The sequence below is a fragment of the Sporosarcina sp. FA15 genome (genome assembly GCF_051550195.1).
Classification (GTDB): Bacteria; Bacillota; Bacilli; order Bacillales_A; family Planococcaceae; genus Sporosarcina; species Sporosarcina psychrophila.
The window spans coordinates 1211356-1231662 of record NZ_CP188818.1; the positions used below are offsets into that span (position 1 = coordinate 1211356).

20 protein-coding genes and 1 other annotated feature are annotated in these 20307 nt (G+C 37.0%); of the genes, 17 read left to right on the forward strand and 3 right to left on the reverse strand.

Features of this window, described 5'->3' with window-relative positions; translation table 11 throughout:
- Positions 1-7 precede the first annotated feature (7 nt).
- Positions 8-946 (forward strand): ribonuclease Z, encoded by a 939-nt coding sequence (gene rnz, locus ACP8HG_RS05730; protein WP_438298324.1) that lies wholly within the window; start codon positions 8-10, stop codon positions 944-946.
- 139 nt (positions 947-1085) lie between these two features.
- Here rnz and ACP8HG_RS05735 read toward each other — a convergent pair whose 3' ends face one another.
- Both ACP8HG_RS05735 and namA read right to left on the reverse strand, forming a co-directional pair.
- On the reverse strand, positions 1086-1562 hold the full coding sequence (locus ACP8HG_RS05735) for a YbaK/EbsC family protein (protein ID WP_340764294.1): 477 nt from the start codon (positions 1560-1562) through the stop codon (positions 1086-1088).
- 351 nt (positions 1563-1913) lie between these two features.
- Entirely contained in the window at positions 1914-2933 is a 1020-nt protein-coding gene (namA, locus tag ACP8HG_RS05740) for an NADPH dehydrogenase NamA (RefSeq protein WP_438298325.1), read from the reverse strand.
- Between the two features lie 439 nt (positions 2934-3372).
- On the opposite strand from namA, the gene ACP8HG_RS05745 reads away from it, so the two are divergent.
- The 16 genes from ACP8HG_RS05745 (at position 3373) to ACP8HG_RS05820 (ending at position 18674) form a co-directional block, all read left to right on the forward strand.
- Positions 3373-4407: a serine hydrolase domain-containing protein gene (locus tag ACP8HG_RS05745; protein ID WP_438298326.1), complete on the forward strand. Its 1035-nt coding sequence runs from the start codon at positions 3373-3375 to the stop codon at positions 4405-4407.
- A gap of 54 nt (positions 4408-4461) precedes the next feature.
- The gene (locus tag ACP8HG_RS05750; RefSeq protein WP_438298629.1) at positions 4462-5022 is read left to right on the forward strand and encodes a GNAT family N-acetyltransferase; all 561 of its coding nucleotides are present in this window, start codon (positions 4462-4464) and stop codon (positions 5020-5022) included.
- A gap of 122 nt (positions 5023-5144) precedes the next feature.
- Positions 5145-5633, forward strand: a complete 489-nt coding sequence (locus ACP8HG_RS05755; protein ID WP_067209151.1) for a hypothetical protein — start codon at positions 5145-5147, stop codon at positions 5631-5633.
- A gap of 278 nt (positions 5634-5911) precedes the next feature.
- Positions 5912-6180: a binding site (T-box leader), on the forward strand.
- Positions 6181-6231: 51 nt separating this feature from the next.
- On the forward strand, positions 6232-7863 hold the full coding sequence (metG, locus tag ACP8HG_RS05760) for a methionine--tRNA ligase (RefSeq protein ID WP_399632255.1): 1632 nt from the start codon (positions 6232-6234) through the stop codon (positions 7861-7863).
- Positions 7864-8094: 231 nt separating this feature from the next.
- Positions 8095-9399, forward strand: coding sequence for a serine hydrolase domain-containing protein (locus ACP8HG_RS05765; RefSeq protein WP_438298327.1), 1305 nt, complete (start codon positions 8095-8097; stop codon positions 9397-9399).
- A gap of 250 nt (positions 9400-9649) precedes the next feature.
- On the forward strand, positions 9650-9967 hold the full coding sequence (locus tag ACP8HG_RS05770; RefSeq protein ID WP_255428419.1) for a GNAT family N-acetyltransferase: 318 nt from the start codon (positions 9650-9652) through the stop codon (positions 9965-9967).
- Positions 9968-10306: 339 nt separating this feature from the next.
- Positions 10307-10966 (forward strand): GntR family transcriptional regulator, encoded by a 660-nt coding sequence (locus ACP8HG_RS05775; protein ID WP_187044807.1) that lies wholly within the window; start codon positions 10307-10309, stop codon positions 10964-10966.
- 88 nt (positions 10967-11054) lie between these two features.
- A complete protein-coding gene (locus tag ACP8HG_RS05780; protein WP_438298328.1) occupies positions 11055-12353 on the forward strand; it encodes an MFS transporter in 1299 nt (432 codons plus the stop codon).
- A gap of 55 nt (positions 12354-12408) precedes the next feature.
- The gene (locus ACP8HG_RS05785) at positions 12409-13194 is read left to right on the forward strand and encodes a carbon-nitrogen family hydrolase (protein WP_438298329.1); all 786 of its coding nucleotides are present in this window, start codon (positions 12409-12411) and stop codon (positions 13192-13194) included.
- Between the two features lie 23 nt (positions 13195-13217).
- Positions 13218-13907 carry a DUF2848 family protein gene (locus tag ACP8HG_RS05790; protein WP_438298330.1) on the forward strand — a complete coding sequence of 230 codons (690 nt, stop codon included), beginning with the start codon at positions 13218-13220 and terminating at the stop codon, positions 13905-13907.
- 363 nt (positions 13908-14270) lie between these two features.
- Positions 14271-14897, forward strand: coding sequence for a class I SAM-dependent methyltransferase (locus ACP8HG_RS05795; RefSeq protein WP_187044810.1), 627 nt, complete (start codon positions 14271-14273; stop codon positions 14895-14897).
- Between the two features lie 248 nt (positions 14898-15145).
- Positions 15146-16081, forward strand: coding sequence for an aminoglycoside phosphotransferase family protein (locus ACP8HG_RS05800; protein ID WP_438298331.1), 936 nt, complete (start codon positions 15146-15148; stop codon positions 16079-16081).
- 180 nt (positions 16082-16261) lie between these two features.
- The gene (locus tag ACP8HG_RS05805) at positions 16262-16504 is read left to right on the forward strand and encodes a hypothetical protein (protein ID WP_438298332.1); all 243 of its coding nucleotides are present in this window, start codon (positions 16262-16264) and stop codon (positions 16502-16504) included.
- A 51-nt stretch (positions 16505-16555) separates the two neighbouring features.
- Complete coding sequence (locus ACP8HG_RS05810) at positions 16556-17377, forward strand: aminoglycoside adenylyltransferase domain-containing protein (RefSeq protein ID WP_067209169.1); 822 nt, start codon at positions 16556-16558, stop codon at positions 17375-17377.
- Between the two features lie 52 nt (positions 17378-17429).
- Entirely contained in the window at positions 17430-18203 is a 774-nt protein-coding gene (locus ACP8HG_RS05815) for a Cof-type HAD-IIB family hydrolase (RefSeq protein WP_438298333.1), read from the forward strand.
- Positions 18204-18212: 9 nt separating this feature from the next.
- Positions 18213-18674 carry a DinB family protein gene (locus tag ACP8HG_RS05820; RefSeq protein WP_338656851.1) on the forward strand — a complete coding sequence of 154 codons (462 nt, stop codon included), beginning with the start codon at positions 18213-18215 and terminating at the stop codon, positions 18672-18674.
- A 110-nt stretch (positions 18675-18784) separates the two neighbouring features.
- Here the strand turns inward: ACP8HG_RS05820 and ccsB are convergent, their stop codons facing one another.
- Entirely contained in the window at positions 18785-19984 is a 1200-nt protein-coding gene (gene ccsB, locus ACP8HG_RS05825; RefSeq protein ID WP_187044816.1) for a c-type cytochrome biogenesis protein CcsB, read from the reverse strand.
- Positions 19985-20307: the final 323 nt, after the last annotated feature.

A 20307-nucleotide genomic window follows, 5' to 3' on the forward strand; every position in this document is an offset into this window, starting at 1 on the left:
ATCCGTTATGGAACTACAATTTTTAGGAACTGGGGCGGGTATGCCGTCCAAAATGCGTAATACGTCAGCTGTCGTTTTGAATTTATCGGCCGAAGGGGACGGTTATTGGCTATTCGATTGTGGGGAAGCGACGCAACACCAGATATTACATACATCGCTAAAACCACGGAAAATAGGCAAGATATTTATCACGCATTTGCACGGCGATCATATTTTCGGATTACCCGGATTGATTGGCTCGCGCTCATTCCTTGGTGGCGAGGAGCAACTTGACATTTATGGGCCAACTGGGTTGAATGAATGGATTAGGACAACGTTGCGCGTAACCAATACGCATTTAAACTATGAGTTAATTGTTCATGAAATCGGGGAAGGCGTTGTTTTTGAAGATGCCGATTACCGTGTGACTGCGAAAAGTTTACAGCATATTATCCCATGTTTAGGTTATCGGATTGAGCAAAAACCACTTCCAGGAAAGTTACTCATCACCAAAGCAAAAGAAGCGGGTGTACCAAACGGTCCGCTACTGAAACAGTTGAAGAGCGGAGAAGATGTGATATTGGAGGACGGGCGAGTTGTTGCCAGTTCGGACGTCACCGGGGAACCGCAAGAAGGATTTATAGTTGCCATTCTTGGTGATACAAATTATTGTAGTGCCGCTGTTGAACTGGCGCAAGACACGGATATTCTCGTTCACGAGGCTACGTTCGATATAGATACGGGAAATTTGGCGAAAGAATATGGACATTCAACAATCGGTGATGCAGCACGGGTAGCGCAAGAAGCAGGAGCTAAAACGCTTATTGCCAATCATATTAGTGCCCGTTTCATGCCTAGCGACGTGGCGCAATTGCAAAAACAAGGGGAAGCCATTTTCCCTGCACTCCATATTGCAGAAGACTTCTCACGGTTCGAATGGAAAAACGGCGAAGTTATTCGGGACTAAACATGAATTCAGGGTGATATAGGTGCTTTTCAGCCGTGACATCTACTTGAACATAGCAATATCTTATGTGAAAATATGTAAGCTGAAACCCGATTTTTCCTATTGCAGGAAGAATCGGGTTTAGTGTATTTATCAAACATTATTTCACAGAAATAACTTGTCCATTTGTCATTTTCTCGAGTTCATCTGGTGTTAATTGAAATACTACTTTCGGATGTCCAGCAGCAGCCCAGATCGTTTCATACTTGAAAAGGTCTTCGTCAATTAAGGTTAGTACAGAGTTTTTATGCCCTAATGGGGGAACCCCGCCAATAACAAAACCTGTGGATTCACGGACAAAATCAGCATCTGCTTTACCTAGTTTGTCATTTAGTGTTTGAGCAACTAGTTTCTCATCAATGCGATTGATTCCACTCGCAACAACTAATAGCGGCTCGTTTGTACTTTTTAGTTTAAAAATAATCGATTTAGCAATCTGCGCGACCTCACATCCTAAGGCATCTGCCGCTTCTTGAGCAGTCCGAGCGCTGTCTGTCAATTTGACGACCTCGTTTGGATGTCCTAATTCCAATAGTTTCTCTTGTACTTGTTTAACACTCGTTGTTAAGTTCTGCATTTATCCCAATCCCTTCAAACATTTTCGTTTAATAGACAATATTCTACAAAGTTATAACCATTACCTTTGTTTTTGGAGAACACTCAAAAAAGTTATATAACTCCATTGGAAAATATTTGTAAACACTATGTAGAATTGAATGAGTTTGACAAATACTTTATCTGGTTCGTGAAGTTTCCACGAATTTAATATCTCGAGTAGGTGAATAAATTATATTTACTATTTGTAGATACCTAAGAGGATACTCTACAGGCATATCACTAAAAAAGTAGTAGTGCGAACCCGTGCCAGGGTTTGCACTACTACTTTTTCATTTATAAATTACTGTCCAATATTGGCAGGATAACTTATTTAAAACATCCAGCCTCGCTCATACTGTTTCGGCGACTGGATCTCAACACGAAGGTCTTTTGCCGCTGTATATGCCCAGTACGGGTCGCGCAATAGTTCGCGTGCCAGCAAAATCATATCGGCACGGCCGTTTTTCAAGATTTCTTCTGCTTGGATACCAGTTGTGATCAGGCCAACTGCGCCCGTTAATATATCGGCACCATCTTTAATTGTTTCCGAAAATTTCACTTGATAGCCAGGAAATGAATCAATTGCGGCTGGGACGACCGCTCCGGAACTAACATCAATTAGATCGACGCCTTGCTCTTTCATCCACTTCGCCATTTCAATGTACGCAATGGACGTCATGCCTCCGTCAGTATAATCATGTGCAGATATTCGGACGAACAAGGGACCTTGCCAAACAGTGCGAACTACTTCGATAATTTCACGTAACAAGCGATAGCGGTTTACTGCAGAGCCGCCGTAATCATCCGTCCGTTTATTCGATAAAGGCGACAAGAATTCATTAATAAGATAGCCATGTGCACCATGGAGTTCAATGACGTCAAACCCGGCTTTCTTCGCACGAATTGCACCTTCCTTGAATGCTTGTACAGTCGTTTTTATATCGTCTATAGTCATTTCAACAGGAGATTTATACTTTTCATTGAATGCAATTGCGGACGGTGCATAAATATCGCCGTCGACTGTCGCTTTACGTCCAGCATGTGCGAGCTGGATGCCCGCTTTCGCGCCATGCTGTTGCATGAGATGGACCACTTCTGTTAATCCCGCAATATGGTCGTCGCTCCAGATGCCAAGATCTTGTGAAGAAATCCGTCCCGCAGGTTGTACTGCTGTAGCCTCAACAATGATAAGACCAACTTGACCGACTGCACGTGTGGCGTAATGAGTCTTATGCCAATCCTCAATCATTCCGTCTTCGTTATGGCTCGAATACATACACATCGGCGACATAACGATGCGGTTTTTAAATTCAACATCGCGTATTGTAACTGGTTCAAATAACTTTGCCATGTTTTTAACCCCCTAAATGATTAATACGATTAGTATAACAAAGGCGGGAATATAAGGCGGGGGTCCCGACTTGGAAAGATGATTGGCATTAACACGATTTCACAAAAAAGTGTCAGTGAATGGCCCCCTATATAGCAGGAGAAGTTATCATCATTCTAGAAGAGTTATCTATCAAAGGAAATTAGGTGGAAAATGGAGGCTTTATTAGTTATAGATGTACAAATGGAATTTTGAGTTTCGGTAATTTTTAAGAGGGCTGTCAATAATCAAGAATGTTATTAAGGATTTCAAGGAGAATGGAAAACCTGTTATTTTCATTAGGCATTGGTCAGACGTAATTGAAGTATTGGATTACGAGGAATTTGTCAAAGAGTATAAACTATCTAACTTACGTTGAAGCAAAGATATGACTTAAAACAAATACAGTGGGGGAATAAAAGTGAACATAAAAATTACAGAGCAGATTGCAAAAATTCAAAGTAGTAATCATTTCTCAGGTACTGTATTTGTTAAAGATGGGGAAAAGATTTTGGCAGATGTAAGCTATGGTTATGCCAATCGTTCTGAACAATTAAAAAATCAAAGAACATCTCGATATGGAATAGCGTCTGGATGTAAGCTTTTCACCTCAATTGCAATTTGTCAGCTTGTAGAAGAAGGAAAACTATCTTTTGATACGACTTTAGGAGAATGTCTTGATTTAGATTTTCCATATTTAGACGAAAAGATAACCATCCACCATTTACTGACGCATACTACAGGAATGCCAGATTATTTCGATGAAGAAGTCATGGATGACTTTGAGGAACTGTGGGTCAAAAATCCGATGTATCACTTAAGACGTTTGAGCGACTTTTTGCCACTTTTTCAAAATGAGCAAATGAAATCTCCGAAAGTAGGGCGGTTTCACTACAATAATGCAGGTTATATTTTGCTAGGTTTGATAGTTGAACAAGTAAGTGGACTTGTCTTTACTGACTACGTTGAAGAACGTATTTTTAAAGAAGTCGGCATGTTAGAATCAGGATACTTTGCGTTTGATGCTCTTCCGCAAGGGACTGCTTTAGGGTATATAGATAATTCAGACGGAACATGGAAAACGAATATTTATTCACTACCAGTAAAAGGCGGTTCGGATGGCGGAGCATATGTAACAGCAAAAGATATGGTTAGGCTATGGGAAGCCTTGATGAACCATCGACTTCTAAATGAGGTACTAACCAATCAGTTACTCACGGCTCATACTCAAGTCGATGAAGATAGCTTTTATGGATATGGCATATGGATTAAGAAAAATGAAAAAGGTGTATTTAAGTATCATGTAATGGGCTATGATCCTGGAGTTAGCTTTCACTCCGCTTATTTTCCCAATTCATCTCAAATAGTTGTTGTATGCTCAAACAAGTCAACAGGAGCATTTGACATTATGAATGGAATTGAAGAGGAACTGACAAGGTTCCAAGCCTTTAAATAAAAAATGACTTGAACCTTATTAAAATTGACGAAGAGGAGAGTGGGAAAGTTAGATATGGGGATTTTTTTGATTGGGGAATATCTTAAAAGTGAAAGAGTAATAATGCGAGAAATTGAAGAGAAAGATTGGGTAGATGTTCATAAATATGCATCGCAACAACTAGTGTGTCAGTACCAACCGTGGGGACCAAACTCTGAGGAGGAATCTGAAGAGTTTGTAAAACAAGTTATTGTAGATGCCAAAAAGAAACCAAGAAGTCGATTTGTATTTGCCATAATTTTAAGGGGAAACGGAAACATGATTGGGGCAGCTGAGTTAAATATCCAAGATTATAGCAATAAAATCGGAGAAATTGGCTACATTATAAATCCAGATTTTTGGGGAATGGGATATGCAACAGAGGCAGCGAAATTGGTAATTGAATTCAGTTTTAAAAATTTTAATCTCCATCGTATTTATGCGACATGCGACCCAAGAAATGTTGCTTCATCAAAGGTGCTAGAGAAAATAGGCATGACAAAAGAAGGTAGAATGCGTGAGGATTTACTACTAAAAGATGGATGGCGTGATTCCCTTTTATACAGTATTTTAGTTCATGAGTGGAGTGGAAAATAGAGTGCTAAATTTTCACCAAAAGATGATAAATAACTTTAATACCGAATCGATTTCTGTGCAAAAAAACGAGTGAAAGTTACTACTATATATAAATATAGTTTTGACTGATAGAAGGGGAAATTATGAATAGAGAACATTATTTATATGAAGAATTTATATGTATTTCTGGATTATTAAACCAACAGTTAGACATTGTACCCGTCTTATATGGTTCATTAGGTCTTGGAAAAGTAACAAATATCGACTTTTCTCCTCAAGATATTGATATACTTGTGCCCTTAACTTATTTAGAAGAAAAATGGAAATTTCTCCAACATACCATGGAACAGCTAGGCTATAGAATGGTTAACTTACAGGAACATGAATTTATTAAAAATGATATTAAAATTGGGTTTGCTTTTACGGAAGATTTATTGGAATTTGCGGATGTAGATTATACAAGTTTAAACCTATTTGAAGATGCTGGTTCAGAATACTATTTACCTACGATTTTGGATTTCGTTAAAGTCTATAATAAATCGCTAGAAGATGGCTATAGAAGAACAAAAAATAACAATAAGGACTTGGATAAATTAGAGATTTTAAATATAATTATACAGAATACATTATAATTACAATGAATATAAGTTCTCAAAATGGCATAGTCTAAATAAGGAAATAACTTACATAAAAGTAACTGGATTAAGTTTTACAATCGAAATAATTTTTGGGGCAACTCATTATTCACAAATCCCATATGTAATGCATGGTGACTCCTTTACTTGTAATAATCCACTGTAGTGTATCGCTGACGTTGTGATACAAGTATGGTTAACATGACCACGAAATACGTTTATTTATTATTTGCATTTACACACACACTTCTCTATAATCAATTCAAACCTTATATCAAACGGCAATGACGAGGAAAAGTAATGAGACGATGTTATATAGAGAGCTTCTGTTGGTGGAAATGAAGCAAACTAGTCTGATGAACATGATCTCCGAGCTTTGCACTGAAAATCCGCGGATGAGTAGGCTGCAACAAGATTTGGCACTTGTTACAAATGTCAAAGTATACTCGCAGGATTTGTAGCGACGTACTTACTAAGACAAGTGGCGTGAGCTATTTGTGAACTAAGGTGGTACCACGAGTGAAATATTAACCTCGTCCTTATCGATACGATAAGTGGCGGGGTTTTTTGTATGCCCTAAAAAGGAGGAATTCGTTTGAGCATTTTAATTGGGGGTGCGTGGCCATATGCCAATGGGTCATTGCATTTAGGCCATATCGCAGCGTTGTTACCGGGGGATATTTTAGCGAGGTATTACCGACTAAAGGGTGAATCCGTCTTATATGTGTCAGGTAGCGATTGTAATGGTACACCTATTTCGATTAGGGCCAATCAAGAAGGGCTAGCGATTCAAGATATCGCAGATCGCTATCATCAAGAATTTATAGAAAGCTTTGCGATACTGGGATTTAGTTATGATTTTTATTCCAGAACGGATAGTCAACAACATCATGAAGTTGTCCAGCGGATTTTCTTGCAGCTACTTGAGAATGGATATATTTATAAAAAAGAGATTGAACAAACGTATTGTGAGTTTGACCACCAATTTTTACCGGATCGGTATGTGGAGGGTGTTTGTCCGAACTGTGGACATCCATCTCGTGGGGATCAATGTGATAATTGTTCAACCATCCTTGATCCGCTTGATTTAATTGACCGTAAATGCAAAATTTGTGGCAATGAACCAACCACAAAGGCAACGGAACACTTCTACTTTTCATTAAGTTCATTTCAACATGAGCTAGAAGAGCAAGTTAAGAAGGTTCGGGCAAACAAAGCGTGGAGAGAAAATGCCATCCATTTATCAGAAAGATATTTGACAGAAGGTTTACATGACCGCGCTGTGTCCAGAGATTTACAAAATGGAGTTAGTGTCCCAGTACAAGGTTATGAGGATAAAAAAGTATACGTTTGGATTGAAGCAGTATCAGGTTATTATTCGGCCAGTCAACAATGGGCGATTGACACTAATCAAAGTGATGAAGCTTTTTGGAATGAAGAGACCGTATCTTACTATGTACATGGGAAAGACAACATTCCCTTCCACTCGATTATTTGGCCATCTATTTTATCGGGTATTGGAAAGGACGCTTTTCCAACACATATCGTTTCAAACGAGTACTTAACATTAGAAAAAATGAAACTATCAACGAGCAAAAACTGGGCTGTGTGGGTTCCCGCCATTTTGGAAAGTTATGATCCTGACTCCATTCGATACTTTCTAACTGCAAATGCACCTGAAAATAGAGACGCTGATTTTTCGTGGCGTGAATTCATTTTCAGTCATAATTCTGAGCTTCTTGGTGCTTACGGTAACCTCGTAAATCGGACGTTGAAGTTTATTGACAAATCATTTGAAGGGGCTGTTTCTGGTAACCTGGATTTAGATATTGTAGAAATGACTCAATCTAGATATGGTGAGATTGGTCACTTGATTGAACAAGGTCATTTCAAACAAGCGATTGAAACGATTTTTGAAACCATTCGCTTCGGAAATAAATACTTTGATACAAAACAACCTTGGAAAGAAATCCATGAGAACAGGGAAGAGTGCAAGAATATTTTACTTACATGTGTGCATATTATTGCAAATTGTGCTCAGTTATTATCGCCATTCCTACCTTTTTCAAGTGATAAAGTGAAAGCAATGTTGAATTTAGCACCATTTACTTGGGAACCCATAGAAAAATCAATATATCAAACCTTTCAAGTAAGTCCTTTATTTGAACGAATCGATTTAAATCAGATTGAGATCGAATTAGAAAAGTTGAAATTGAATGCAATATAAGTATAGACCAGAGAAAAATTACTAGACTAAACTGCGGGCATATTCAAAGTTAAACCGCTATTCCACTTTAAATAATCAGACAACAATGGCAGCATAAGTGTTTTCAAACATCTAAAATAAGGGGGATGTTCAATATGTATTCCTTGTTCTGAATAAAATTAATCAAGATTAAATTGTTACTATAATAAATATACGGACCAAGAGTGGCGTTATTATAGGGGGGGAATTCACATGATAGTAGAGGACCGGATAGCTAACTGGATTGAATCTTACGATCGAAATGGTTATTTGAATGGCTCCATACTAATTGCTTCTAACGAAAACATTCTTTTTAACAAAGGCTTTGGTATGGCTAATTGGGAACATAAAGTGCCAAATACGCCTACTACTAAATTTCGCATAGGTTCCCTTACTAAGGCTTTTACAGCAATGGGCATATTTCAATTACATGAAAAGCAGAAATTGAACATAAACGATTATGTTGGTAAGTATCTTCATGATTATCCTAATGGTGATCGAATCACGATTCTCCATTGCTTAACGAATAGCTCAGGCATTCCCAATTATACAAGTTTTGCGGATTTTTGGTCTAGTACTATGAGACTTCCTTCGACTTTAAATCAGCTTATTGACTCATTTAAAGACAGGGATTTGGACTTTGAACCTGGAAGGAGTTTTGGCTACTCAAACTCGGGCTACACGTTGCTAACGGCTATTATGGAAATAGTTTCAGGCATATCATATGCAGATTATATACAGGAGCAAATATGCCATCCATTGGGCATGTATAATACAGGCTGCGATGATGGAATAAGGGTCGTTCCTAGTTTGGCTTCTGGTTATTCATTCTGGGAAGAACCGATTCACCCAGCATATGCTGACTTGTCATTTCCATTAGGATCCTATGGTCTATATTCTACAACGGAGGATCTATTTATTTGGGATAAGGCATTAAAATCATTCAAAATACTTAACAAGGAACTAACAGAGAAAATGTTTACTCCAAATCTCAGTTCATATGCATATGGTTGGATGAAATCCGAAGTTTTTGGAAAAAACTGTGTGCATCATTCTGGAGATATCAGCGGTTTTTGTAGCGATTTTCTCAGATTTGTTGATGATCAAGTTACTATTATCTTTTTGAGTAATATGAATGTTACGCCTGTAAAACATTTAAGTCTGGAAATTGCGAAGACTATTTTTGAGGAAAAGACATCTTTACCGCTTCCTGCTGTACCAATTCCGTACACAAACGTAGAACCTATAGTAGGTAAGTATCTATTTGGAAATGAGGACAACAAAGTCCTAGATATATCTGTTGAGAAGGGAGAACTCTTTTTAACTGTCCCTAAAACGTACGGAGCGATTTATAAATTCAAACTGGTAGCAGTTAGCCACGACTCCACCAAAACAACTTTTTTAACTGAGATGATTAATGAGCAACTTGTATTTTATAATTCAATATCAGGTGAAATAGGGAGTGTGCAATATATGGATTGTACTGGGAAAAATCAAATGTTGAATAAGGCTGAGTAGTTTGTAGGTAAACATTAAAGGTTAATGTAAAGAACTCAGATTCTACTCGCGGCAGCAGGGTGCAATCTAAGTGCATATCATTGACTAGTTATTCCGTAAACAATTTTCCTGAAAGCAAATAATCTTCCGAAACACAAATGTGAATTTAGAATATTCATAGCAAAAAATGGACTTGCTATGCAGATATGATTTCAAAAAAAATCCGAGAAGTCGATTTGTCTTTGCAATACTTTTAAAGTAATACGGAAAGATGATTGGCGCAGCTGAGTTTAATATTCGAGATTGTGGAAATAAAACCGGAGAAATTGGTTATATTGTGAATCCAAATTATTTGGGAATAGGATATGCAACAGAAGTAGCGAAATTATTAATTGGATTTGGTTTTAAAGAATTCAATTTTCACCGTATTTATGCGACCTGTGATCCAAGAAATGTTGCTTCTTCGAAGGTGTTGGAGAAAATAGGAATGATTAAAGAAGATAGAATGCGTGAGGATTTAGTAATGAAAGATGGATGGAGTGATTCTCTTTTAGATAGTATTTTAGTGCCCGAATGGGACGGGAAATAAATAAATAACAGTTCATCAGTACTTCAATAGTGATGCTGCTTTTTTAAAATTGAGGGGATAGCAGAGCGGATCTATAGTTTCAACAGTGAAGCATCGTTAGAATGTACTGTGGTTGTATTCGGCCGGTATATTTTTTGCATACCTACTTTGTAAAGTCTTTATTGAAAAATAATCGTCAACTAATTCCCGCCTTGATTGAAAGGAAGGTAATAGTTGGCTTTTTCTACTATCGCATTAATTACTATCAAATTTTTTAGTATTGACAAAATGAATGAGACTGTTTAGACTGAAAATTAAGATTCAACTGGCATACCACATACCAGTGGGAGGAGATGGAGAATGAGCCTATTCATAGTACAGCAGTCCCTTTCTCTTAAGCAACAAGCATATGAAGGGATTAAAAATGCAATTGTTTTACACGAAATCCTTCCCGGCAGTGCATTGTTCGAAAGAGACTTGAGCGAAAATTTAGAAATTAGTAGAACGCCTGTAAGGGAGGCAATTCTATTATTAGAGATGGAAGGGTGGGTGAAGTCGATACCAAGAAAGGGGACTTTTGTAAGTAAAATAACGGCCTGGGATGTCGAAGAAGTGATTCAAATTAGGAAAGCGCTTGAAATTCTTGTTATAGAACTACTTATCTCCAAGATTACGGAGAAAGATATCGAACAGCTCAATCATATTTATGTGAAACAGCTTGAGCATGTAAAAGATAGTGGACAATTCATATCGGTGGATAAGGACTTTCATATCTATTTGGCTGAATTGAGTGGAAATCATCGCCTGGTAAATTTAATGAGCACAATTAGTGATCAAATAAGGTGGTTTGGTGTTAGTGCGTTGAATTTACCAAATCGAAAAGAACAGACTTTAAAGGAGCATGCCTGGATAATTGAGTGTTTGAGAAATAAAGAAGTTGAAAAAACAAAAGAGGCCGTGTTAGAGCATATCGAGCACACTCGGGTTGCTATTCTATCTAGTGTTAGTTTAAGTGATTAAGTAATGATTTGTATTCCAATTACTTTAGGATATAGGATTAAGATTTGAATAGTATGTAAGCACTTACATTAGGGGTGGAGGGGAATGTATGTCGAAAATTTCAGCAAATTTAATAGAAGATGGGGAGAGTAAAGAAATTGAAAAACCATCGCGTGTACGATGGTGGTTGGCTTTTATGTTTTTCCTTATTGGATTGATTGCTTATATGGATCGATCAAACATCGCAATTATTGCAAAGCCAATGATGGAAGATTTGAATATGAGCAAAGTTCAATTCGGTATGTTAGCATCATTATTCTCCTTAGGCTATGCACTCTCTCAAATTCCTGCTGGAATAATTGCGGAGCGTATTGGGGCAAGGAAGATTGTAATGATTGCCTTGATTTGGTGGTCAGTATTTACTGGGTTAACGGCGATTGTTAAATCTCATGGGTTATTAGCGCTCGTACGTTTTATGTTTGGGGTTGGGGAAGGTCCGATGTATCCGGGAAATGTAGTCTTTAATACGCATTGGTTTGCACAACAGGAAAAAGGGCGGGCTGCAAGTGCGCTGTTAGCGGGATCTTATTTTGGTCCAGTGATTGCACCCGTGATAACCGTGGCTATTTTTCAAGCATGGGGATGGCAAGCGGTTTTTTATATCTTTGGAGCGTTGGGCATTCTGGTCGCATTAATCTGGTATATAGTTGGTCGGGATAGACCGGAGGATCATCCTTTCGTGAACAAACAAGAATTGAAACAGATCATGGAGAATAGAACAGTTATGGGGGATAAAAAGACTCTTGCTCCTTGGAAAAAGTTCTTGAAAAATGGACGTTTCTGGGCGCTAGGTCTTCAATATTTTATTGTTTTGTATATTATTACTTTCTTCCTAGTCTGGTTGCCAACTTATTTGATGGAAGCTAGAAATTTTTCGCTAGGCGAAATGGGATTCGCAGCTAGTTTCCCTTGGTTAGGTATATTTATCACAGTTATGACGGGTGGCGCAATTTCGGATTTGTTAGTGAAGAAAGGGAAGTCAAAAATGATTGCAAGAGGTTCGCTTGCGATAGCTGGGTTAATCGTCTTTGCTGGATCAATGTATTTAGCAGCTTATGCTACTGTTCCGTGGATGAATGTATTATGGCTGACAATCTCTTTGGGAGCTTTAGGATTTCCAGTAATCGCTTCTTGGTCAGCAGTAATGGACTTGGGGAATGAATTTTCTGGTTCCGTGTCAGGTTGGATGAATCTTTGGGGAAATCTTGGCGCTTTTGCATCTCCCGTACTATGTGGCTGGCTTGCACAAAACATCGGTTGGGAGGCCACTTTGCTAGTGAGTATTGTACCTGTATTTTTTGCTATTCTACTTTGGTTTGGTATTCGTCCAGATCATTCGTTAACTTAATTATTTGCTATCTGTGGCATGCCACATACCACAGACTTAAAAGGAGGAAATAAAATTGAAGTATGCAATTTATCAAATGGAAATTGTAGCCGGAAAACCGTCTGAAAACAGAAGAAAAGTAATGGAATGGGTGGAAAAAACAATGGAATCCACATCCCCGGATATCCTCGTTCTTCCGGAGATGTGGACTACGGGTTATACCTTATCTATTTTGGAAGAAGTGGCAGAGGAAACGGGGCAGGATACAATTCCCTTCTTAACAGAGATTTCGAAGCGTTTCAATGTGAATATTATTGGTGGTTCAGTTGCGAATAAAAAGAATGGTTGTATTTACAATTCTTCTTTTGTCGTAAATCGACTAGGGGAACTAGTCTATGAATATGACAAAATTCATCTTGTCCCTATGTTGGATGAACATCTTTACTTAGAAGGAGGAAAGAAAAAAGTAAGCATCTTTGAATTGGACGGCATTAAGATGGGGCTCATTATATGTTACGATTTACGTTTTCCAGAACTCTCTAGAGAACTTGCGCTTAAAGGAGCTGAAGTACTTCACGTTGTAGCGGAGTGGCCAACAGTCAGAAAAGAACACTGGCATACCTTGCAAAAAGCGAGAGCAATTGAAAATCAAATGTTTGTCGTTTCATGTAATTGTGTTGGTACGTATAACAATGTTGAATATGCTGGGATGTCCATGATTATAGATCCCTGGGGAAGTGAACTTTCCATAGGGCAAGAACAAAGCGAGGAAACGATAGTAAATGATTTAGCTTTAGAACTTACCGCAAAAGTACGAAAAGATGTACCGGTATTTTCAAGCAGGGTCCCAGAACTATACTAAAGAAGAAAAGGACGTGACGAAAGATGGAAAATAAATTAATAATGAGCATTCAAAGTAGTGAGGAAAAATTAGAGATTTATGTAGAAAATATATTTAATGCAGGATATGCAGGAGTGGATCAGGAGAAAGTACAAGAACATATCGATGAATTGTCGAAGTTAGGCGTCGCAACCCCTACCACCATTCCTACATTGTATCCAGTATCAAATCAGCTGGCTACGTATGCAGACACGTTCCAAGTTCAACATCATGAAACAAGCGGAGAAATTGAGTATGTATTAATCTGGTCTAATGATGAAATGTATGTCACGGTAGGGAGCGATCATACTGATCGTAAACTAGAAACTTTCAGCGTTCCGATGTCTAAGCAAGCGTGTCCAAATATTTTAGCGCAGGATGTTTGGAAATTTGAAGATGTAGCAGATCATTGGAGCCAAATTGAGTTAACATGTTGGATAAAATCCGATGGCAAAGAAGAGCTATACCAAAAAGGTACTTGTGGTGATCTAATGTCACCACAAGCGTTAATTGAGAACTTTAAACAAATGAACATTGACCAAAATGGAAACATCTTTTATTCAGGAACAATCGGAACAGTTGGAAGTTCGTTAGCATATGGAGATGAATATGTAATCGAAATGAAAGATCCTGTACTTGATAGGCTGATAACACACCACTATCGGTTGGAGTATTTACTAGAAGAGATTGGATAAAACGGTGGAGCCCGAGAAATGGGCTCTTCTTTTTTTATATCCATTAAAGCTTTGTGAAGCGAATTTAACTTTACAGAAACCGTATGTTGAATAGGATTGCAAATCATACGGTACAAAAGGGGTAGGTTAAATTGGAAGGGGATTATTTCCGCGGCAGTTGTTCCAAAATACAAAAGGTTATGATAATATCTATGTATCTATGAAAGGTGGAGTTTATTATGAAAAAAACTACTATTATCTTTGGATTCAACGTCTTAAGGGAAATGATCGGCGACTAATCGGGTAAATCAAATTGTTTAAAAAGACTATTTTTAAATAAAAAGGAATGCTCGATTGCTCGTTCGAATTATAGGGGGAGCATTCATGTTAAATCAGCAAGGATTTAATTTATGGGCGAATGACTATGATCAAACAGTACAAGTGTGTGAAGAAAATAATTTGTATCCGTTTGCTGGATACAAAAAAATATTGAATACTATTTTTAATGAGGTCATGCAAAAGCAACAATCAACCATTTTAGATATAGGGTTTGGCACAGCGGTTTTAACGAGTCGACTTTATGAAAATGGGCATCGCATAGATGGTTTAGATTTTTCTACTCAGATGATTGCGGTAGCTCAGTCTAAAATGCCAATGGCAAATTTGGTGGAGTGTGATATTACCAAGGGCTTTCCTGATTCTTTTGAAGTCAATAAGTATGACTTTATTATAAGCACATATGCGCTGCATCATATTGCGGATGAAGAGAAAATCACCTTTATCAAGAGTTTGCTACCTCTACTTTCAGCGAATGGGAAAATATTCATTGGGGATATTGCATTTCATACACGTAAGGAGCTTGATATTTGTAGACATAATAGCATTGAATATTGGGATGAGGATGAGTTTTATTTAGTCTCCAATGAAATCAAATACTCGTTAAAAAACGTTTGTAAATGTGAATTTCATCGCGTATCGCATTGTGGCGGTGTATTCATGGTTACGAGGTAAATATAAAATTTATAGTCGAAATGATAAATTGAGTTGTTTCGGCAACTCATTTTTTCTGTAATTAATGAAGGTGGTTATTAACTTTGAACTCGTGTAAGAGTCAGTGGCATTTAATGGTTAATTTCGATTTTTCTACACTATAAAATAAGGAGGTTACACTACGTGAATATTTTAAAAGCGACTTTCAATTTAAAAGTATTCTAGGCGATAAATCTATCAATAAAGTATATTGATATGGGGGAAACATAATGAATGGACTAGCAGTATTAAAAAGATTCGGCTTTCAAACTCAAGAAGAACCGAAAAGTATTTATCCTTTCTCCCCGGTATATCGAGTTAACAGTGAAATGAATGATTTTATTGTTAAGAAAACACAGAGACCAATTGAGCGTGCACAAAGAATGATGAGGTATACGACCAACTTAAAAGAAAATGGAGTAAATGTGGTAACACCAGTTAGTTTAAGTGTGGAAAACCCTCAATCAATCGGAGAGGATACATATGTAGTTTATCCATTTATTAAGGGAGCGCAGTATTCCGGTAAAGATGACGAAATCATAGCAGCAGGCAAACTATTGGGGGAAATACACAGCCTTTCGCCCATGGAAAATACGTTTGAATTAGAAGAATATGATGTTTTTGATTTTAATGTGGACGAAGTGGCAGAGAGTGTTCAAAAGATAGAAAAATACGCTGCAGGTTATGATTTTAAAATTGAAGGTATTCAACTGAAAAAGAAATTAGTAGAAGTAGTTAATCAGCAAGAAGAATTGAAAAATAGCGGTTTGCAATTTGTACTCACTCCACATGACTTCAAAGCGAATAACTTAATCTATACACCAGATCCTTATTTAATAGATCCTGATAATGCCAGTTGGATTCCACGTATTTTTGATGTAGCATTAGCCCTACTTTTATTTCATAATGAATTATCAACCGCTCCAGACAAACCATTTACGCCTGAACAATGGCAATTATTCCTGCAAGGCTATAAAAAATATAGTAGTCTTACCGATCTAGATTACGTTTATTGGGAAAAAGCAGTAGAGCATGTTTTTCTAGATGAGGTTATGTGGTTAATGGCCGATGTAGAGGATGATTGGGCTAATCCATCCCAGAGACACCTTTTTGAAGGGCTTATCAAGATCGTATACGATCCTTCAAGCTATAGTCTAAATTGTTAGGTTAAGTCTGAATTTATTATGCGTATTTCAATGTTGCGGGAATTCTCGTTTGTGGAAAAGTAATTTTGAAGGTTGCTTTCCTATTGCTACACCATTGGAATATGCAATTGTGGAGGGAAGAATGTTTGAGTAGGAATGTATTTGAAGAAAAATTTGAGAAATATGCTGATTCTGAAATGTATGACCACTTATAAGTGGGGGAATATCAGTGAAACAGTCAGTGAGGGCATGAATCAAATCGTTTTCATGAAAGACGGAAAAGTGGTTTGTTATCTATATGGTTATCCTGAGAGTAATAAGTTTGGGATATTCTTTGAAGGTACAGATTCTGTAGACAACGTGAAAATTTTATATTCAGAAGATAACGAAGTTTTTGATGTGACGAAAAATGGAGATATTGTTTATTTAAAACACAGTAAATAGGATTCATTGTACTAGTGGAGAATTATGCATTTTTATTAAGGGGAGAACTTGATGCAGCAATTACCAGTTGTTGTACAGACCATTCTAAAGGACTACATCGCCTTGTTTCATGAGCGTTTACCAAACACACTCGAAGGATTTTATATCCAAGGATCAATTGCACTGAATGCCTATGTGAATGATTCAAGTGATATTGATTTTATTGCAATAATAAATCGCCGTTTGTCAGGAGAAGAAGTGGAAGTATTAGCCGAAATTCATAGTATTATTGCCAGTAACTATCAAAAACCAGAAATGGATGGAGTCTATGTTCTTTGGGAGGATATTGGTAAACTGGAAGCTGATGATAATATTTATCCTTTCTATAACGATGGTGAATTGAGTTATGGTGCTTATTTTAACTCTATCACTTGGTGGATACTGAAAACGAATGGAATTAGCATTTTAGGTCCAGAACCAACTGCGCTAAGATTTGAAGTTGATCCACAGCTCTTAGTTTCTTATGTACATGAAAATATGAATACGTATTGGGCACAACGGATCCAAAGAATTGAGAGTTCATTGGGACAGTTACTTCATCTATCAGCTGAAGAGATTGATTTTGAAATTGAATGGTCGATTCTCGGATTGTTACGCCAATATTATACCTTAAAAGAACATAACGTACTATCAAAACTTGGTGCTGGCGAGTATGGATTGCTGCATCTACCAGAGGAATGGCATCAGATAATTAAGGAAGCAATAAATGTTCGTAAAGGTGCTGGGATCGAGTTTTTCACTTCTGATGAGCAGAGAATTGAAATGGCTTTAAGATTTTCGAAGTATATCATTAGTTACTGCAACAGCAGCTTAATCCAAAAACGTATAGTATGATTTAATGTCAATTTTCTCGCTTTTCAACTTACTGCTACTGAAGGGGATTTTTATGGCTTACAAAATTGTGTTTTTCGATGTTGATGGAACAATAACGCACCATGAAGATGGGAGTATTTCAATTAATACTAAAGAAGCAGTCAAAGCATTAGTGAACAAAGGAATAAGGGTAGTAGCGGCAACAGGAAGACCATTATCTATGTGCGAAGAAATAAAAGCACTAGGAATAGATACGTTCATCACTGCGAATGGAGCGTATGTCAAACACAATCACCAGGTTATTCATAAAGTGCCGATGGATAAAAATGTGATTCAAGATGTCGTTGAATTTTCCTACACAGAGAATCAAGGTCTTTCATTCTTCACTGAAGATTTTAGCATGAATGGTGTAAAAGATACTGAAATAGTAAAAGCGTTGAAGGAAACTCTATCATTGAATAACTATCCTACAATAAATAAACTGATTTATAATCAAGAGGTTTACTTAATGTGTTTGTATGCAACTGACGAAATAGTTGAGAAATATATTCAAAATTTTCCGTATCTAACATTTAAGAGATGGCATCCTTATGTATTGAATGTACTACAAGAAGAAGTATCTAAATCATTAGCCATTATAAAAGTTTTAAAGTATTTCGACATTGATAAATCAGAGGCTATTGCGTTTGGTGATGGAGAGAATGACATAGACATGTTGGAATTAGTAGGACTTGGTATAGCTATGGGGAATGGGAATGAAAAAATAAAAACAATTGCAGATTTCGTAACTAAAAAGTCAAGTGAAGACGGAATTGAGTTCGCGTTGAAAAAGTTTGGAGTGATTTAATTGATAAATATGTTTCAGTATAATTGGCAAATCAGAGAAGACTGGTTTAAGTGGTGTGAAACCATTCCATACGAAGAACTCACTAAAAAACGTATGGGGGGTATGCAGAGCATAATACATAATCTATTTCATGTAATTGACTGCGAACAAATATGGGTTAATCAAATGCAAGGTACATCTGTCATCATTAAAGATATAAATAGAATATCAAGTCTTAATGATGTTAAGTCATTTTCTAATCTAACCAAACCAGCAACAGAGAGCTTCATAAAATCACATACGTCTGAATCTGAAGATAGAACTTTGGTAGTAAAGAGTAGAAATGGTACTACTAATTCATTCTCGTTTGATAAAATAATTACACATATACTATCACATGAAATTCATCATATTGGACAATTATCTGTTTGGTCTAGAGAAATAGGATTGAAACCTGTATCGTCTGATTTACTATTTAGAGATTTAATTTAGTTAACAATTAAATTCAACAAACTGTTAAAAAAAACGATTCCACCATGTTGAAATGGGGAATCGTTTTTTCGTTTAGTGAGTAACATAACTCGATCTATCAATATTTTTTATTAAGCATATGAATGCAGCCCAGCAATTACAAGGTTCACGAAGACTTGATTGAAAATAATTATTCCAAAACCAATGACTGCCATCCAAGCAGTTCTTTCTCCTTCCCATCCTTTCCCTACCCTTAAATGTAGCATTGTGGCATAAAATAAGAAGGTGATTAAAGCCCAAATTTCTTTCGGGTCCCACCCCCAGAAACGGCTCCAAGCAAATTGGGCCCAAATCATAGCGAATATCAGTCCACCAAGTGTGAACAAAGGAAAACCAATGATGACTGCTCGGTAAGTAATTTCATCCATAGAGTTCGCATTTACTTTATGAGTAAGTGGTTTGAGTAGAGAAATGATTTTTCGCTTCGTGAAAAGACGAATCACTGTGTAGAGCACAGTCCCTACAAGGAATGACCATATTATTGTATTCAATTTTAATGCATCAATCGAGTTTGGAATCTCTATAATACCGTTTTTTTGATCGACAGCCTCATAAGAATTCGCATCCACTGATTGGACAACCACTGAGTTTTTAGGAACGGTAATGGCTGGTAATTTATAGTTATAAACGTCCACCTCAGATTTATGATTTTCGAATTGAAGATTTTTAGTATAACCGACTGCATTAAATGTGCTAGTCATTAGAATGAAGCCCAATACAACTACCATAAAATACATGACGAGCTCCAAACAGAATGTATTCTTGCTTTTTTCAGTTGGATTAACTATTTTTAAAAGGTAGATAATACCTGTAACAAAAGATATGGACAATACCGCACTAGAAAAGGCTACTGTTAGTACGTGTATTGTTAACCAATTACTTTGCAAAGCGGGAATAAGGGGCGTTATATCTTTCGAAAATGCATTTGCATAGCCCAGAATTAGCAGTGCTATCGGAAGAGCAAAGAGTCCAATTACACTTTGGCGATATAAATAATACATAATCAGGAAACTTCCAACGAGCATAATGCCAAAGAAAGTCATGAATTCATAAAGGTTGCTAACTGGTGCATGTCCGGCAACAGACCATCTAGTTATAAAATAAACAATCTGTAAAATGAAACCTACCCAAGTCAGTGTTATTCCAAGTATTGAAAATATCTTTCTTTTCGACCTAACTGCTAGTCCTAAAGGAATAATTGCTAGTAAGTAGATAAAAAAGGATATATAAAGTGCTGTACTGCTTAAACTGATTAATGAACTTGTAGACAAGATGGAACGCCTCCTCTTACATGTTTTTAAGATCTCTTTAAACTACAACCTGAGTAGAATGACTGATGTTTATGCATAAGTCTGATTTTCAATACCGATAGTAACCTCCAACTCACTGTTAATATTGTTTATCTGATTTACTCAGATAAACCAATTTAATCCAGTGTAGCATTCGCAAATTCGAAATGGAGGAAGAGTTCCGACAATTTCATGACTTGAAGTCATCGTATGAATTAGGTTTTACCATTCGAGATGTATTATTGTTAATTTCGGCCCGAAAACCGGCTGATTATGTAGGTTCCTTGATTGCTAGATAGTCGACT

Bases quoted from the DNA above. Each gene is read 5' to 3' on its own strand.
- rnz (WP_438298324.1), top strand. From the start codon at position 8: ATGGAACTACAATTTTTAGGAACTGGGGCGGGTATGCCGTCCAAAATG.
- ACP8HG_RS05735 (WP_340764294.1), bottom strand. From the start codon at position 1,562: ATGCAGAACTTAACAACGAGTGTTAAACAAGTACAAGAGAAACTATTG.
- namA (WP_438298325.1), bottom strand. From the start codon at position 2,933: ATGGCAAAGTTATTTGAACCAGTTACAATACGCGATGTTGAATTTAAA.
- ACP8HG_RS05750 (WP_438298629.1), top strand. From the start codon at position 4,462: ATGGGGATTTTTTTGATTGGGGAATATCTTAAAAGTGAAAGAGTAATA.
- ACP8HG_RS05755 (WP_067209151.1), top strand. From the start codon at position 5,145: ATGAATAGAGAACATTATTTATATGAAGAATTTATATGTATTTCTGGA.
- ACP8HG_RS05765 (WP_438298327.1), top strand. From the start codon at position 8,095: ATGATAGTAGAGGACCGGATAGCTAACTGGATTGAATCTTACGATCGA.
- ACP8HG_RS05770 (WP_255428419.1), top strand. From the start codon at position 9,650: ATGATTGGCGCAGCTGAGTTTAATATTCGAGATTGTGGAAATAAAACC.
- ACP8HG_RS05775 (WP_187044807.1), top strand. From the start codon at position 10,307: ATGAGCCTATTCATAGTACAGCAGTCCCTTTCTCTTAAGCAACAAGCA.
- ACP8HG_RS05780 (WP_438298328.1), top strand. From the start codon at position 11,055: ATGTCGAAAATTTCAGCAAATTTAATAGAAGATGGGGAGAGTAAAGAA.
- ACP8HG_RS05790 (WP_438298330.1), top strand. From the start codon at position 13,218: ATGGAAAATAAATTAATAATGAGCATTCAAAGTAGTGAGGAAAAATTA.
- ACP8HG_RS05795 (WP_187044810.1), top strand. From the start codon at position 14,271: ATGTTAAATCAGCAAGGATTTAATTTATGGGCGAATGACTATGATCAA.
- ACP8HG_RS05800 (WP_438298331.1), top strand. From the start codon at position 15,146: ATGAATGGACTAGCAGTATTAAAAAGATTCGGCTTTCAAACTCAAGAA.
- ACP8HG_RS05805 (WP_438298332.1), top strand. From the start codon at position 16,262: ATGACCACTTATAAGTGGGGGAATATCAGTGAAACAGTCAGTGAGGGC.
- ACP8HG_RS05810 (WP_067209169.1), top strand. From the start codon at position 16,556: ATGCAGCAATTACCAGTTGTTGTACAGACCATTCTAAAGGACTACATC.
- ACP8HG_RS05815 (WP_438298333.1), top strand. From the start codon at position 17,430: ATGGCTTACAAAATTGTGTTTTTCGATGTTGATGGAACAATAACGCAC.
- ACP8HG_RS05820 (WP_338656851.1), top strand. From the start codon at position 18,213: ATGTTTCAGTATAATTGGCAAATCAGAGAAGACTGGTTTAAGTGGTGT.